Below are 15,189 nucleotides of genomic sequence, written 5' to 3' on the forward strand. Positions count from 1 at the left end.
TTATCCTCATTTATATTTATCTATCATCTCTTGAACTGTTCGCTTCATATCCTCTACTAAAATCCGAGGAGACAAAACAGTAACCGCTTCTCCTTGCCCCAGCAACCAGCGTTTAAGCCCTGGTGTGTGCTGACTTTCAAATTTAAAATGAGTCCAGTCACCATTTTTCCCAACTATTTTTGCATTTGGAAATTGATCCATCACAATCGTCGGATCGTACAAGTACTCAATTTCAATACTGATTTTCTTCCCTATAAAAGCATCTACTCTCTCGTTACGAATGTCACCATCTCTAAATTTATCTCGATAAGAAATAGAGGGTTTCTCTATACCACTAAGAGACCATGACTGGATACGGTCTACTCTTAAAGTAATATAAGTAGCATGTTTCAACTGGTAAACAACCAGATAGAAATAATGACTATCATAATAAAGAGAGACTGGCAAAACAGTCTGCCTCTTAGAAGACTCAGAATAAGGTTTTTGATAGATAATGTCTAGAACCTGTTCATGTAAAATAGCTTCTGATAAATTCCAAATTTTCTCTATTCTATTTTGTTGATCCGTTAAGGGAGCATAGTTCAGCTTTTCACTGCCAATAATCTGCTCGATTTCTTTCCGATCATCACGAGGAACTAAGTTCAGTAAATTATTTAGTAAGCTAGCAATTTCTGGTCTGTTCAGTGCTCGATTTTCCAATAAAATCTTTGAAATAACTAGAATATCCTTTTTATTAAAAACTGACTTACTAGATAAACAATACTTATTCGTTTTACGGTTATAAAGCAAATCTCCACTATAACTGGTGTTACTAGATAAAATATCACGGAGTAGCGAAAAATCTCTCTGTATCGTCTTTTCACTAACCTCAAATTCCTGAGCCAGTTGCTTTTTTCCTAACGGAGTCCCAAACTGTAAACGTAAAAAAATCGTTAGCAGTCTCTCTTGATCATTCATTTGCAGTCCTTCTACATATTATTCAAACAATACTATTTCCAGTACATTATTATCACTTCTATAGTCTAACTAGCACTTTATATTCAAAACGATTAAAGCAAAATAAACTAGCCCTTAGATGATTTCAACTGTACCACTATGCCAGATTCGAAGAACTCAACTACGGATTCAGGCATATTTTTTAAGTCTTCGGGTAAGCAGTCTGAATATACAATGAAGAGTTTGTTTCTTTTCTTACTCTCTTTGAATTGCTGCATCCAGTATTCCTGTACCCTTTGATCAGCTTCTCCCAAAAATTGAACTCCCTCCAGAAAAATCAAGTCATACTCTGTATACCCCATTTGCAGTTTTATCCATTGACTATGTTTAGAAAAAATCAAATTATCTCTCACTCGATAATATACAAGTGATGCTATTGGAGTAGCAGGTTTTATTTTAGTTAACGTATAATAAATCAAATGCCATCTGTCAGTCTCTGAAATACCGCGAATGTAAATACATTGAGAATCTTCTTTTAAGTCTATTTGTGGGAATCCGGTCCAATCACTCCCATCATCTTTCAAGCCTTTTTCAAAATTATAAATCTCCTCTTCAATTGACACATGAGAATTTAAAATTTCTTGATCCACCATATTATACTCTCTTTTCTATTATTTTTAAGAGAATTATAACAAATCAAGTGGACATATTTTGTCCACTTGATCAAAATAAGCAATTTTTTAAAACAATTCATCAAACAAACTCAACTGGTTATCCTCTGGCATATTGCCGAGAATGCCCATTTCATCCATCTTTTCAACCAAAGTTGATGAGAGTCCACCGCGTTTGCGCAATTCTGTTTTAGAGAGGAATTCTCCCTCTTCACGCGCTCGTACCAGCTGCTTGGCAACGTTCTCTCCCAGACCATCCATTGCTACAAATGGCGGAATGAGGGTATCCCCATCGATGAGGAACTCTGTCGCCTGACTACGGTAGAGATCGAGTTTTCCAAACTTGAAACCACGCTCCCACATCTCATTGACAATCTCAAGAGTTGTATAGAGATCAATTTCCACATTAGAAGCTTCATTGTTCTTCCGTTTTTCAGCGATTTCTTCCATTCTGCGCTTAATGGCATCCAAGCCCGCACCCATGGTCTTGATATCAAAAGCCTTAGCACGGATTGAGAAGTAAGCACAGTAATAATAAATGGGATGATGGACCTTAAAGTAGGCTACACGCAAGGCCATCATAACGTAGGCTGCCGCATGGGCTTTAGGGAACATGTACTTAATTTTCCCACAGGACTCGATATACCACTCTGGCACCTTATTAGCCTTCATAGCTTCGATATAGCCATTTCGTTCCTCTTCGGAAATCTTCAACCACAAGCCCTTACGTACCCGTTCCATGATGGTAAAGGCCATCTTAGGCTCGAGACCCGCATGCATGAGGTAAACCATGATGTCGTCCCGACAACCGATAACGGTTGATAGGTCAGCAATCCCTTGTTTAATCAAATCTTGGGCATTACCCAGCCAAACGTCGGTACCGTGGGACAACCCTGACAACTGAAGCAACTCCGCAAAGGTTGTCGGATGGGTCTCATCTACCATTCCACGTACAAAATTTGTTCCAAACTCTGGAATCCCCAGCATACCCGTCGGCGTTCCAATTTGCTCAGGTGTTACCCCAAGCGCATCTGTCCCAGAAAAGAGGGCCATCACGCCTTCGTCATCCATAGGAATTTCATTAGGGTCAATACCAGACAAGTCTTGGAGTTTCCGAATCATAGTCGGATCATCATGTCCCAGTACATCGAGTTTGAGGACGTTCTCGTCGATATCATGGAAGTTAAAGTGAGTGGTCTGCCATTCAGCCGTGACGTCATCTGCTGGATACTGGACAGGCGTAAAATCGTAGACATCCATGTAGTTCGGAATAACAACGATTCCCCCCGGGTGTTGTCCTGTCGTCCTCTTGACACCAGCCGCACCTTGAGCGAGGCGCTCCACCTCTGCATCACGATAAAACTTGCCATAGTCCCGCTCGTAACCCTTGACAAAACCATAGGCAGTCTTGGCAGCCACCGTACCAACCGTTCCTGCACGGAAGGCATATTCCTCACCAAAGATATCACGCACATCCAAGTGGGCGCTAGGCTGGTCTTCTCCCGAGAAGTTCAAGTCAATATCGGGAACCTTGTCCCCATCAAAACCAAGGAAAGTCTCAAACGGAATATCCTGTCCGTTTTTACTGAGTTTGTGACCACAGTTTGGACAGTCCTTATTGGGCATATCAAATCCTGAACCGTAAGAACCATCTGTGATAAACTCACTATACTGACACTGACCACAGACATAGTGAGGAGATAGAGGATTGACCTCCGTAATCCCAATCATGGTCGCAACGAAACTAGAACCGACAGAACCACGAGAACCCACCAAATAACCCCGTTCATTGGAACGTTGCACCAGCATCTGCGATGCCAGATAAATCACAGCAAATCCATTCCCCAGAATAGACGTTAGTTCTTTTTCAATCCGCAAATCGACAATATCTGGCAGCGGATTTCCATAAATCTCAAAAGCTTTCTTGTAGGTCAATTCAGCGACCGTTTCTTCAGCCTTGTCAATGAAAGGCGTATACAAGTCACCCTTAACAACCTCAACGGGTTCAAAGATTTCTGCCAAGGCATTGGTGTTTTCAATAACCAATTTCCGAGCTAGTTCCTCTCCCAAGAAGGCAAATTCATCCAACATTTCATTAGTCGTTCTAAAATGAGCCTTTGGAAGTGGTGCCGGTTGGGCATGTTCTCCATGACCGATGGTTCGGTTAATCATAGCCCCCTGTCCCAAACTACGGACGATAATTTCACGGTAAATCTCTTCTTCTGGTTCGATATAGTGGACATTCCCCGTAGCCAGAACAGGTTTGCCAAGACGGTCCCCAACCTCTATCAAATTCTTGATAATGGTCTGGAGTTCCTCCATATCCTTGACCTGCTCCTTGGCAATCAAGGGAGCATAGATAGCTGGGGGCATGACCTCGATAAAGTCATAATACTTGGCCACCTCAATCGCCGCATCCACGCCCTGGGAAACGACTGCATCAAAAACTTCACCTTCAGAGCAAGCTGAACCTAAAATCAAACCTTCCCGATGAGCATCTAGAACCGTTCTTGGAATCCGTGGCACTCCTTCAAAGTACTTGGTATTAGACAAGGAAACCAGCTTAAAGATATTTTTTAACCCTACTTGATTCTTGACATAAATGGTCGCATGCTTGATTCGAGCTTTTTTATAAGAGTCTGGACTAATCAAATCAATGTTGAGTCTAGCTAAATCGGTCACACCATGTTTTTCTGCCACCTCTTTGATAAAGATGAAAAGCAGGCGACCAGTCGCTTCCGCATCGTAGTTAGCCATGTGGTGATGTTCCAAAGCCACACCAAATCGCTTGGTCAAAGGCCCGAGACCATGACGTTTATACTCAGGATAAAGGTTTCTAGCAAACTCCAGCGTATCAATAACTGGCTGGCTAATTTTAGGAAGACCATGACGCTCATAATTAGCATTCATAAATCCAACGTCAAAGGTCGCATTGTGGGCAACTAGTACCGTATCTTTACAAAATTCTTGGAATTCTTGCAAAACTTGTTCCAGTGGCTTGGCATTTTTGACATGGTCATCTGTAATTCCAGTCAACTCAGTAGTAAAAGCTGACAAGGGATGCCCAGGATTGATAAATTCATCAAATTCGGCAATAACATTCCCCTTGTACATCTTAGAGGCCGCAACCTGAATCAAATCATTATAGATAGCTGAAAGTCCTGTCGTTTCCACGTCAAAAACCACGTAGGTCGCTTCTGACAAGTCCATCTCCACTTCGTTATAGACGATAGGGACACGGTCCTCCACGATATTGGCTTCCATTCCATAGATTAGCTGGATTCCCGCTTTCTTGGCCGCCTTATAGCCGTGTGGGAAGGACTGGACATTCCCATGATCCGTGATGGCAACCGCCTTATGTCCCCACTTAGCAGCTGTCGCAACGATTTCTTCGACCTCTGGTAGAGCATCCATGGTCGACATATTAGTATGAGCATGAAACTCAACCCGACGCTCACCTTCTGGCATCAAATCCTTCCGCTCATAGTGAACAACTTCCTGTACATCCTGCACGTTCATAGTCAAATCGCGTGTGAAGTTATTCATCTCCACATTCCCACGAACTCGGAGCCAAGAATTTTTCTTAATTAGATCAAACTTTTGTGCCTCTTCCTCGTTCTTAACCCACTTTTGCATAGAAAAACTTGAAGTGTAGTCCGTCATTTTAAAGTTGATTAAAACACGACCTGTTCTAGTCACTTTTTGCTCCACATCAAACACAACCCCTTCAAAGACCAGACGATTTTCCTCAGTCGTCACTTCGATCATAGGAGTAATTTCTGCCTTATCTAGCTTGGGTTTAGCTGCAGCTTTTTTCGTTTGAAAATCAAAGGCTGGTTTCTCTTCCGCTGGAGGTGGCGCCATCTGTTCTAGTTGTTCCATAGCACGGAGCGCTTCCGCATTGGCAGCTTGAACAATCTGCTCATTTTCAGCATGAAAGGCCTCCTCTTGCTCTTGAGTCAGGATATCATTCTTCTCGACTTGACAGTTAAAAGTTGGAAAACCAAACTTTTCAAGTTGTTTAGCTAAATTAGGAAGATGATTCTTCTTAAAGTGTTCCTTATCAATCGCCTCGGAACCTTCAATAAAGAGCTGATTTCCTTCGGCACGAACTCGCAAATTCTGATAAAGAGATTTAAAACCTTGACTAGCACATGGCCCCTCAGAAAAGGACTCTCTATAATAGGCCTGCAAGAGCTGATCTGAAAATTCTTGAGACAGAGTCTTGATTGCGAAAACAGCTTTATTGCCTGTCTTAGAAAATTCTTCGCTCAAACCTTTCTTTAATTCTAAAAAGATTTCAATCGGTAAAATATTAGAAAATACGAAATGAAACTCCCATACCTTACTAATTTTATGAACCACAACTCGCTCAATATCAGCCTGTGATAAAGCAGGAGCCTGTCTCATTTCAGCAGGCATCCCCAGTTGATTCATCAAAATTTCAAAACTATTTGACATTCATTTTCCTCACATTATTCTTCTACTATTTTACCATATTTAGAGGTATTTTCTAAAGACAAAAGGAAGCCACTAAGTGACTTCCTTCTAGAGGGAGGACTAATTAGTCTTCACCTTTGTTTTTCTTAATGATTTCTTCTTGTACTGACTTAGGTACATCTTCGTAGTGGTCAAATACCATCATGAATGTACCACGTCCTTGAGATGCAGAACGAAGAACTGTTGCATAACCGAACATTTCAGCAAGTGGAACGTAAGCACGAACGATTTGGCTGTTACCGTGTGCTTCCATACCATCTACACGTCCACGACGAGCAGTTACGTGACCCATAACATCACCAAGGTTTTCTTCTGGAACAGTGATTGTTACAAGCATCATTGGCTCAAGGATAGCTGGTTGTGCTGATTTAGCAGCTTCTTTAAGGGCAAGTGAAGCCGCGATCTTGAAGGCAGTTTCAGATGAGTCGACATCATGGTATGAACCATCGTAAAGCTTAGCTTTAACGTCAACCATTGGGTAACCTGCAAGAACACCGTTAGCCATAGATTCTACCAAACCTTTTTCAACCGCTGGGATAAATTCACGAGGAACCACACCACCGACGATTGCGTTTTCGAATTCGAATCCTTTACCTTCTTCGTTTGGAGTAAATTCAATCCACACATCACCAAATTGACCTTTACCACCAGATTGACGTTTGAAGAATCCACGTGCTTGAGTAGAAGCGCGGAATGTTTCACGGTAAGATACTTGAGGAGCACCTACGTTCGCTTCAACTTTGAATTCACGACGCATACGGTCAACAAGGACGTCAAGGTGAAGCTCACCCATACCAGAGATAACTGTTTCACCAGTTTCAACGTTTGTTTCAACGCGGAATGTTGGATCTTCTTCAGCCAATTTTTGAAGGGCGATACCCATCTTGTCTTGGTCAGCTTTAGATTTTGGCTCAACCATCAATTGGATAACTGGTTCTGGAACGTTGATTGACTCAAGGATGATTTTAGCTTTTTCATCTGTCAATGAGTCACCAGTTGTAGTATCTTTCAAACCAACGGCAGCTGCGATATCACCTGAGTAAACAGTGTCAATTTCTTGACGGCTGTTCGCGTGCATTTGAAGGATACGTCCGATACGTTCACGTTTACCTTTAGAAGTGTTCAATACGTATGAACCTGATTGAAGAACACCTGAGTAAACACGGAAGAATGTCAAACGACCTACAAATGGGTCAGTCATGATCTTGAAGGCAAGAGCTGCAAATGGCTCTTCGTCAGATGCTGGACGAGTTTCTTCAGCGTCTGTATCAGGGTTAATACCTTTAATTGCTGGGATATCAAGTGGGCTTGGAAGGTAGTCGATAACCGCATCAAGCATCAATTGAACACCTTTGTTTTTGAAAGCAGAACCACACAATACTGGGAAGAATTCAACGTTGATAGTCGCTTTACGGATACCAGCTTTCAATTCTTCGTTAGTGATTTCTTCACCTTCGAGGTATTTCATCATCAATTCTTCGTCAGTTTCAGCAACTGCTTCAACCAATTTTTCACGGTATTCTTGAGCTTGGTCAAGGTATTCAGCTGGAATCTCTTCTTCAAGGATATCTGTACCAAGGTCATTAGTATAGATTTCAGCTTTCATCTTGATCAAGTCGATGATACCACGGAAGTCATCTTCAGAACCGATTGGCAATTGGATTGGGTGTGCGTTTGCTTGAAGACGATCGTGAAGTGTGCTTACAGAGTAAAGGAAGTCAGCACCGATTTTGTCCATTTTGTTGGCAAATACGATACGTGGAACTCCGTACTCAGTTGCTTGACGCCAAACTGTTTCAGTTTGAGGCTCAACACCTGATTGTGAGTCAAGAACGGTAACCGCACCATCCAATACACGAAGAGAACGTTGTACTTCGATTGTGAAGTCCACGTGTCCTGGTGTGTCGATGATGTTTACACGGTGATTGTTCCATTGAGCTGTTGTCGCAGCAGATGTGATAGTGATACCACGTTCTTGCTCTTGCTCCATCCAGTCCATTTGTGACGCACCTTCGTGAGTTTCACCGATTTTGTGGATTTTACCAGTGTAGTAAAGAATACGCTCAGTAGTTGTTGTTTTACCAGCATCGACGTGAGCCATGATACCGATATTACGAGTTTTTTCAAGTGAAAATTCGCGTGCCATGAGGTTTGTTTCTCCTATTTATTTTTGATTTCTATTCTATTATAACACGATTTTAATAAAAACGGATAGGCAGGACCTACCCGTTCTCAATGTTTTCATGCTATTGTTGGTTTCGACTTGTAGATCTACAAGTTGAATTGAACTCGGGCTAAAGTTCGTTAGCCCATTTGAGCTGGAACGGGATGCTGTGTGAAAAAGATAAACTTCCTTGTATTCATCGAATACTGCGTCAGTTTCCTATTCTCACCTTGCATCCTTACCGTTCCTAGCATCATGATTTTACCAACGGAAGTGTGCGAATGCACGGTTAGCTTCAGCCATACGGTGAGTGTCTTCACGTTTCTTAACAGCTGCACCAGTGTTGTTAGCAGCATCCAAGATTTCTTTTGCAAGACGGTCTTGCATTGTGTGTTCACCACGAAGACGAGCGATTGTTACCAACCAACGAAGTCCAAGTGTTGTACGACGTTCTGGACGAACTTCAACTGGGACTTGGTAGTTAGAACCACCAACACGACGTGCACGTACTTCAAGTACAGGCATGATGTTTTCCATAGCTGTTTCAAATACTTCAAGTGCATCGTTACCAGTAGCTTCTTTGATTTGCTCAAAGGCACCGTAAACGATTGAAGCAGCTGTACCACGTTTACCATCAAGCATAACGCGGTTGATAAGACGAGTAACTAGTTGTGAATTGTAAAGCGGATCTGGCAATACGTCACGTTTTGGAGCTCTATTTTTACGACTCATTTCTCTTTATCCCCTTTCCTTATGCTTTTGGACGTTTAGTACCGTATTTAGAACGGCCTTGTTTACGATCGTTAACACCTGCAGTATCAAGTGCACCACGGACGATATGGTAACGTACCCCTGGAAGGTCTTTTACACGTCCACCGCGAAGAAGCACCACGCTGTGCTCTTGCAAGTTGTGTCCGATACCTGGAATGTAGGCAGTAACTTCGATAAGGTTGCTCAAACGTACACGAGCGAATTTACGAAGGGCTGAGTTAGGTTTTTTAGGTGTCATTGTTCCAACACGAGTTGCAACACCACGTTTTTGTGGTGAAGAAACATTTGTTTGAACCTTTTTATGACTGTTGTAACCAACGTTCAAAGCTGGTGATTTAGATTTTTCTACTTTTGATTTACGCGGTTTGCGAACCAATTGGTTAATTGTAGGCATCTACATTCTCCTGTGTTTTTTTATTTTTGGTGATGATACACTTGGTGACAGCTATCATCTGTGTGTACTTTTGCAACATTTGTCAGCACGTCCCTGTACACTCTTGAGAGACCAAAAGTAAAAAGTACCGTCTATTATTGTAACAAAATTTTCCCTTGGTTGTCAAGATATTTTTCTTTTTTATTGTTAATGGTAACTTCTCAAAGTAACTTCCACCATAGCGGAACTTAATCTGAAACGCTTTCAGATGAGGGGATTTTGTGCGCTCTTTTTTTCGATTCCTTTCGGCTACAAAGCGATGAAATCAAGCATTAGTAAAACCAGTGGAAGTTAGTTTGGGAATTTACCAATTTCAGCTCTGGTATCCCGCTTCTAAAAGAAAGAAAAGGAGGAATCCCCCCTCCTAAAGTTTGGTATTGTTCCATTCAATCCCATCCCATCGATTTTAGCACATAATGTTCAAAAAAATATTATATCATCACAACCAACCCGATTCTTTCGCGATATTAGCTGCCTCTGTTCGATTACCTGCATCTAGTTTCGAAAGAATATTGGTGACATAGTTTCGGACTGTTCCGTTGGATAGATAAAGTTTATCTGCAATTTCTTGATTAGAGAAGCCCTGAGCGATTCCCTTTAAAACTGCGATTTCTTGTTCCGTTAATGGATTGGGGTGCGTCATCACCACTTCCATCAATTCAGGCGAATACTCCTTGCGTCCTTCGAGGACGGTATGCAAGGTTTTCATGAGGTCTGCAATGTTTCTTTCTTTTAATACATAAGCATCTACTCCAGCCTTGACCGCACGTTCAAAATACCCAGGACGCTTGAAAGTTGTCACCACAACCACCTTTGTTTCTAGATTTTCTGCTCGTATCCACTCCAAGACTTCAAGACCTGTCTTAACAGGCATTTCTACGTCAAGAACGGCGATATCTACAGACTCCTTTTCTAATAGTTGGATTGCTTCTTGCCCATTCTTGGCTTGTAAGACAGACTCTACATCTGGTTGAAGCGTGAGCAACTGGCACATGGCATCTCGCAACATACTTTGATCTTCTGCAACAAGTAGTTTCATCTTAGTTTCTCTCCTTATAAGGTAGTCGAACCTGAACTTCTGTCGGTTGTTTCCAACTAATTACCTTTACTTCTCCCGAAAATGGAAGAACACGATCTCGAACTGTATGGAGGTCATCCCCCTTTATAGAAGCAAAGCCACAGCCATCATCTCTCACTGTTAGAATGAGTTCTTTCTCTGTCCGTTCTAATTTCAAGTAGACTTTAGACGCTTTAGCATGTTTGATGATATTGGTCACTAATTCAAGCAAAATCATGGAAGCCGTTGACTCCAATTCCTGAGTTAAGCTAGCTGTATCTAGTTGATTAGCTATTTCCACCTCAATTCCAGCAATTTCTAACATCTTTTTCACAGTCTCTAGTTCGGATGTCAAAGTTCTAGACTTAATATTTTCCACAATGGTTCGCACTTCACGCATTGATTCTTTGCTAATTTGCTGTATTTCTCTTAATTCCTTTTCCACCTGTAGATAAGCCTCCATCTGAAATAACTGCAAGGCTAAATCTGTCTTGACACTAAGCATAGCAAAGGTATGCCCCAGACTATCATGCAAATCTTGACCGATACGACTGCGTTCATTTTCAGCAAGCAATAGATTTATCTGGGCATTTTGCTTAGCCTGAGCTTCTTTCAAATCCTCCACAATACGAATCCGAACCAAGCCAAAAGTCATTAAATCGACAAAAGCAAGAATTACAAGTAGATAGAATAGAAACTCAACTTCGATTCTCTGAAAAATCAACAGTTGGCCCACAACAAGGACTTGAGCAAGAAGAAAAGTCCAGACATGTAAAGACTTTAAACCACCTACGCTGAAATGATAACTTAAGAGATTGGATAGGAAAAAGAAAAACCAGATATAATTTACAGCAACAAAGGCAGTATTCCCAACTACATAGACCAGCATGATGCCCCAATATAGCCAAGATAGGCGCTGGCTCTTAGTTGTTAAAACACCCAAATACGCCACTACAAATAGAATATCAATCAATAAATGCCAGACAGGAAGCCACCCAGTCACTACAGGTAGGATGGGGAAAATCATAAAAATTAAACTGGCCCAAAACATATAATGTATGCTTTTCAGTCTTTCAAGCATTAAGCATTCTCCTTATGACCTTGAAGGTAAATGGTCAAACCAAACAAAACTGCTGAAAAAACAAGTAGATAAACTGTGGCTGATAGATTGATGCTACCCTCGTTTAAGAAGGTCTTGAGCAACTCCATCAACTGATAAGTTGGTAGACACTTCCCGATTGCTTGCATCCAGTCTGGAAATAAAGAGACAGGCATCCAGAGTCCGCCTAAAACAGCCAAGCCAAAGTAAAGAAGATTGCCCACGACAGACATCAGCTGACTAGAAGGCAAGAGTGTCAAGGTCAAGCCAAGCGCTACAAAGGCAATACTTCCTACTATCAGTAAAATTGCAGCCCCAATCCAGTTTCCAAGAGACATATCCACACCTCTTACAAAATGCCCAACTGAGAAAACAACCAGAATTGAGACCAAATAATCAGCTATCATACTTGTTATCTTTGATAGATAATATTCTACCATATTTACAGGGCTATGACGTAATATTTTCTGCCAGTTGTTGATCTTGTCGGTATGTAAAACAACTGGGAATGAAAACATAGCTGTCGACATCATGGAAAAAGCCGTCATGGAGATGAGGTAGTCGCGCATAAAATTCGCGGGTCCACCTGGTGTTTCCTGGTACATGCCTGAAAAGAATAAATAGAAGGCTGTCGGCATCCCTACGGATAATAGATAATAGACTAATTGTCGTTTGGTCAATAGAAATTCTATCTTGTTTAGTGCGATCCATCGTTTCATCTTAGTCATCTCCCTTTTGTGTTTCTTCAAAGATTGTATCTAGCAAACTACGGTTATTAACTTCGATTTCTTGTATGCTACATCCTGCTTGAACTAACAGTTCCCAAAAAGCATTTGCCTCTAGTGTGACTACTTGCAGAGCATCTTGTTTTTGTACCCAGTTTTCAACCAAGTTAGACTGCTCAACAATTTCCTTGTATGCCAGAGGAAGAATAAAGTGCTTTTCAATCTCCTCACTGCGCATGGCTAGAGGTGTTGTATCGCGAATCAACTCTCCCTTATTCAAGACCAAGATTCGGTCCGCTGTATGCTCTACCTCTTCGATGTAATGGGACGAATAGAGAATGGTAACTCCCTGCGCTTTTAGATCCTGAATAATTTCCCAAAAACGTTGACGGGTAGAGGTATCCATGGCAGCAGTTGGCTCATCTAAAAAGACAAGCTTTGGTCGCCCAATCAAGGTCAAGACAAAAGAAAAGAGACGCTTTTGCCCACCTGACAATTTTTCTGCAAACTGGTCTTTTTGTTGTTTATCAAACTGCAATAGTTGATTGATTTCCTGCTCGCTCAAGGGGTTTGGATAGATACGTTGAAAGAAAGCAATCAACTCTTTGACCTTTAATTTCTGAACAATCACATTCTCTTGAGGAAGATAGGATCTTGTATAGTCTAACTTAGAGCTCGTCACTGGCAATCCTTGGATAGATATTTGTCCACTGGTGACCAGTTTATCTCCAAGTAAACAGTCCAAAAGTGTCGTCTTACCAGCACCATTTGGCCCAATCAAAGCGACACATTCACCTTCAGCTACCTCAAAGGAAATATCCTTCAAAACAGCCTTTCCCTTGATGTTTTTATCTAAGCCTTGTACCTTAATCATGTTCATGATATTCTCCTTCCAGCCACTCCTTTCCCATCGGAAAGGCGATAAAAATCATAAATCCTAATCCCCAGGCACCACGGATGAATTGGTGAAGGAAGGCTTGATCAAACCAACCTGTAAACATTTCTACCAACCATACCACTAGTGACAGTCCAATAAAGAAATAGATGATTGCTTTTTTCATTCCTCAAACTCCTTTTTCACATCTGAGACTAATTTCAAACCTTCTCTGACAAGCCAAGACATCATCCCAAAGCCAGCAAATAGCTCCCAAGGAAAATGATAAACTCCTTCATCTAATCCTGAAAACATGAGATAAGTCATGACTCCTGCTGCTACTAAACTCATTGCGACAATTACTTTATGTTTCATTTTTCCTTCCTCCATTTGATACATCTATTATAATTCTTTGAAGCTACTGCCACTAGAAGCTTCTGTCATAAGGAGATATGACAAATGTCATAAAAGGTTCTGTTTAAAAGAATCAAGAAACATTACACAACAAAACACTAATAGATAAGAATCTATATTCATTTCCTTCAAAGTGATATGAAATCCAATTCATACTATAACGTAAAATAATACTCATTTAAAAACTCAAGAATTGAAATTTTTATCCTATAAGCACATATATTATACGTTGTGCCAAAAGATTTTTTATTGCTTTCTTAAAAATTAGTAAGATTTATAAAAACTCTTTCATTTCAATGTGTATACCTACACAACAGTAGTTATTAAAAAGCCTAGCAACAAAAAATACTATAATTTTAATTGACTATCATTTTATAACATGAATTACTTTTACCCAAAAAAGATAGAAGCAAACTGATTCTCCCTTAAGATAAATAATATGGCTCTAAACATAAAAAAAAGAGGCTCTATAATATTTGTAGTGGGTAAATCCCCTATGGATATTATGGAGCCTATTTTGTTGTAGAAAAAAGAAAGGACGAAATTTGTCCTTTCTAGAGCTTAACTTTTCTTCAACCCACTACAGTTGACAAAGAAGAAAAAAAGATACCTCAAGTATCCAGATAATTAATCGGGAAGACAGGATTCGAACCTGCGACACCTTGGTCCCAAACCAAGTACTCTACCAAGCTGAGCTACTTCCCGAGTTAAAAAGAAAAATGCACCCTAGAGGAGTCGAACCTCTAACCGCCTGATTCGTAGTCAGGTACTCTATCCAGTTGAGCTAAGGGTGCTCATTATATTATGCCGAGGACCGGAATCGAACCGGTACGATCGTTACCAATCGCAGGATTTTAAGTCCTGTGCGTCTGCCAGTTCCGCCACCCCGGCCTCTCTAAGCGAACGACGGGATTCGAACCCGCGACCCCCACCTTGGCAAGGTGGTGTTCTACCACTGAACTACGTTCGCACTGTTTTCTTCTATCTAAAAATGCCGGCTACATGACTTGAACACGCGACCCTCTGATTACAAATCAGATGCTCTACCAACTGAGCTAAGCCGGCTCATTTATTATATCTTAATGCGGGTTAAGGGACTTGAACCCCCACGCCGTTAAGCGCCAGATCCTAAATCTGGTGCGTCTGCCAATTCCGCCAAACCCGCATATATGACCCGTACTGGGCTCGAACCAGTGACCCATTGATTAAAAGTCAATTGCTCTACCAACTGAGCTAACGAGTCTAAAATAACTTGCGTTATCTTAAACGGTCCCGACGGGAATCGAACCCGCGATCTTCGCCGTGACAGGGCGACGTGATAACCGCTACACTACGGGACCTTTGGGAGTTAACGGGATCGAACCGCTGACCCTCTGCTTGTAAGGCAGATGCTCTCCCAGCTGAGCTAAACTCCCTAGAGCTAAGCGACTTCCATATCTCACAGGGGGCAACCCCCAACTACTTCCGGCGTTCTAGGGCTTAACTTCTGTGTTCGGCATGGGTACAGGTGTATCTCCTAGGCTATCGTCACTTAACTCTGAGTAA

12 protein-coding genes, 9 tRNA genes and 1 rRNA gene are annotated in these 15,189 nt (G+C 41.4%); all 22 read right to left on the bottom strand.

Annotated elements, in window-relative coordinates; translation table 11 throughout:
• Positions 1-6 precede the first annotated feature (6 nt).
• Positions 7-957, bottom strand: coding sequence for a helix-turn-helix transcriptional regulator (locus tag GEZ84_RS07430; protein ID WP_153224063.1), 951 nt, complete (start codon positions 955-957; stop codon positions 7-9).
• Between the two features lie 107 nt (positions 958-1,064).
• Entirely contained in the window at positions 1,065-1,589 is a 525-nt protein-coding gene (locus GEZ84_RS07435; protein WP_153224064.1) for a DnaA ATPase domain-containing protein, read from the bottom strand.
• A gap of 87 nt (positions 1,590-1,676) precedes the next feature.
• Entirely contained in the window at positions 1,677-6,068 is a 4,392-nt protein-coding gene (locus GEZ84_RS07440) for a PolC-type DNA polymerase III (RefSeq protein ID WP_153224065.1), read from the bottom strand.
• Between the two features lie 103 nt (positions 6,069-6,171).
• Positions 6,172-8,253 carry an elongation factor G gene (gene fusA, locus GEZ84_RS07445; protein ID WP_153224066.1) on the bottom strand — a complete coding sequence of 694 codons (2,082 nt, stop codon included), beginning with the start codon at positions 8,251-8,253 and terminating at the stop codon, positions 6,172-6,174.
• Between the two features lie 279 nt (positions 8,254-8,532).
• Positions 8,533-9,003 (bottom strand): 30S ribosomal protein S7, encoded by a 471-nt coding sequence (gene rpsG, locus GEZ84_RS07450; RefSeq protein WP_000087873.1) that lies wholly within the window; start codon positions 9,001-9,003, stop codon positions 8,533-8,535.
• A 19-nt stretch (positions 9,004-9,022) separates the two neighbouring features.
• Positions 9,023-9,436, bottom strand: a complete 414-nt coding sequence (gene rpsL / locus GEZ84_RS07455) for a 30S ribosomal protein S12 (RefSeq protein WP_001142332.1) — start codon at positions 9,434-9,436, stop codon at positions 9,023-9,025.
• A 478-nt stretch (positions 9,437-9,914) separates the two neighbouring features.
• Positions 9,915-10,514: a response regulator transcription factor gene (locus GEZ84_RS07465; RefSeq protein ID WP_000772076.1), complete on the bottom strand. Its 600-nt coding sequence runs from the start codon at positions 10,512-10,514 to the stop codon at positions 9,915-9,917.
• A gap of 1 nt (position 10,515) precedes the next feature.
• Positions 10,516-11,613 (bottom strand): sensor histidine kinase, encoded by a 1,098-nt coding sequence (locus GEZ84_RS07470; protein WP_153224067.1) that lies wholly within the window; start codon positions 11,611-11,613, stop codon positions 10,516-10,518.
• A complete protein-coding gene (locus GEZ84_RS07475) occupies positions 11,613-12,350 on the bottom strand; it encodes an ABC transporter permease (RefSeq protein ID WP_153224068.1) in 738 nt (245 codons plus the stop codon). The genes GEZ84_RS07470 and GEZ84_RS07475 overlap by 1 nt, the downstream gene beginning before the upstream one ends.
• 1 nt (position 12,351) lies before the next feature.
• Positions 12,352-13,236 carry an ABC transporter ATP-binding protein gene (locus GEZ84_RS07480; RefSeq protein WP_153224069.1) on the bottom strand — a complete coding sequence of 295 codons (885 nt, stop codon included), beginning with the start codon at positions 13,234-13,236 and terminating at the stop codon, positions 12,352-12,354.
• Positions 13,223-13,417, bottom strand: a complete 195-nt coding sequence (locus tag GEZ84_RS07485) for a hypothetical protein (RefSeq protein WP_153224070.1) — start codon at positions 13,415-13,417, stop codon at positions 13,223-13,225. The genes GEZ84_RS07480 and GEZ84_RS07485 overlap by 14 nt, the downstream gene beginning before the upstream one ends.
• A complete protein-coding gene (locus tag GEZ84_RS07490) occupies positions 13,414-13,620 on the bottom strand; it encodes a hypothetical protein (RefSeq protein ID WP_025169876.1) in 207 nt (68 codons plus the stop codon). Before GEZ84_RS07490 ends, GEZ84_RS07485 begins: the two co-directional genes overlap by 4 nt.
• Positions 13,621-14,275: 655 nt before the next feature.
• A tRNA-Pro gene (locus GEZ84_RS07495) sits at positions 14,276-14,349 on the bottom strand.
• A 15-nt stretch (positions 14,350-14,364) separates the two neighbouring features.
• Positions 14,365-14,438: transfer RNA gene (locus GEZ84_RS07500), tRNA-Arg, on the bottom strand.
• An 11-nt stretch (positions 14,439-14,449) separates the two neighbouring features.
• Positions 14,450-14,535 (bottom strand) — tRNA-Leu (locus GEZ84_RS07505).
• A gap of 7 nt (positions 14,536-14,542) precedes the next feature.
• A tRNA-Gly gene (locus GEZ84_RS07510) sits at positions 14,543-14,614 on the bottom strand.
• 22 nt (positions 14,615-14,636) lie between these two features.
• Positions 14,637-14,709, bottom strand: a tRNA-Thr gene (locus tag GEZ84_RS07515).
• Between the two features lie 18 nt (positions 14,710-14,727).
• A tRNA-Leu gene (locus tag GEZ84_RS07520) sits at positions 14,728-14,809 on the bottom strand.
• A gap of 5 nt (positions 14,810-14,814) precedes the next feature.
• Positions 14,815-14,887 (bottom strand) — tRNA-Lys (locus GEZ84_RS07525).
• A 24-nt stretch (positions 14,888-14,911) separates the two neighbouring features.
• A tRNA-Asp gene (locus GEZ84_RS07530) sits at positions 14,912-14,984 on the bottom strand.
• A 2-nt stretch (positions 14,985-14,986) separates the two neighbouring features.
• Positions 14,987-15,059, bottom strand: a tRNA-Val gene (locus GEZ84_RS07535).
• Between the two features lie 4 nt (positions 15,060-15,063).
• A 5S ribosomal RNA gene (rrf, locus tag GEZ84_RS07540) occupies positions 15,064-15,179 on the bottom strand.
• Positions 15,180-15,189 lie beyond the last annotated feature (10 nt).

This window comes from Streptococcus mitis (assembly GCF_009496155.1).
Classification (GTDB): Bacteria; Bacillota; Bacilli; order Lactobacillales; family Streptococcaceae; genus Streptococcus; species Streptococcus mitis_BQ.

Bases quoted from the DNA above. Each gene is read 5' to 3' on its own strand.
- GEZ84_RS07435 (WP_153224064.1), bottom strand. From the start codon at position 1,589: ATGGTGGATCAAGAAATTTTAAATTCTCATGTGTCAATTGAAGAGGAG.
- fusA (WP_153224066.1), bottom strand. From the start codon at position 8,253: ATGGCACGCGAATTTTCACTTGAAAAAACTCGTAATATCGGTATCATG.
- GEZ84_RS07440 (WP_153224065.1), bottom strand. From the start codon at position 6,068: ATGTCAAATAGTTTTGAAATTTTGATGAATCAACTGGGGATGCCTGCT.
- GEZ84_RS07490 (WP_025169876.1), bottom strand. From the start codon at position 13,620: ATGGAGGAAGGAAAAATGAAACATAAAGTAATTGTCGCAATGAGTTTA.
- rpsG (WP_000087873.1), bottom strand. From the start codon at position 9,003: ATGAGTCGTAAAAATAGAGCTCCAAAACGTGACGTATTGCCAGATCCG.
- GEZ84_RS07475 (WP_153224068.1), bottom strand. From the start codon at position 12,350: ATGAAACGATGGATCGCACTAAACAAGATAGAATTTCTATTGACCAAA.
- GEZ84_RS07485 (WP_153224070.1), bottom strand. From the start codon at position 13,417: ATGAAAAAAGCAATCATCTATTTCTTTATTGGACTGTCACTAGTGGTA.
- GEZ84_RS07480 (WP_153224069.1), bottom strand. From the start codon at position 13,236: ATGAACATGATTAAGGTACAAGGCTTAGATAAAAACATCAAGGGAAAG.
- GEZ84_RS07470 (WP_153224067.1), bottom strand. From the start codon at position 11,613: ATGCTTGAAAGACTGAAAAGCATACATTATATGTTTTGGGCCAGTTTA.
- rpsL (WP_001142332.1), bottom strand. From the start codon at position 9,436: ATGCCTACAATTAACCAATTGGTTCGCAAACCGCGTAAATCAAAAGTA.
- GEZ84_RS07430 (WP_153224063.1), bottom strand. From the start codon at position 957: ATGAATGATCAAGAGAGACTGCTAACGATTTTTTTACGTTTACAGTTT.
- GEZ84_RS07465 (WP_000772076.1), bottom strand. From the start codon at position 10,514: ATGAAACTACTTGTTGCAGAAGATCAAAGTATGTTGCGAGATGCCATG.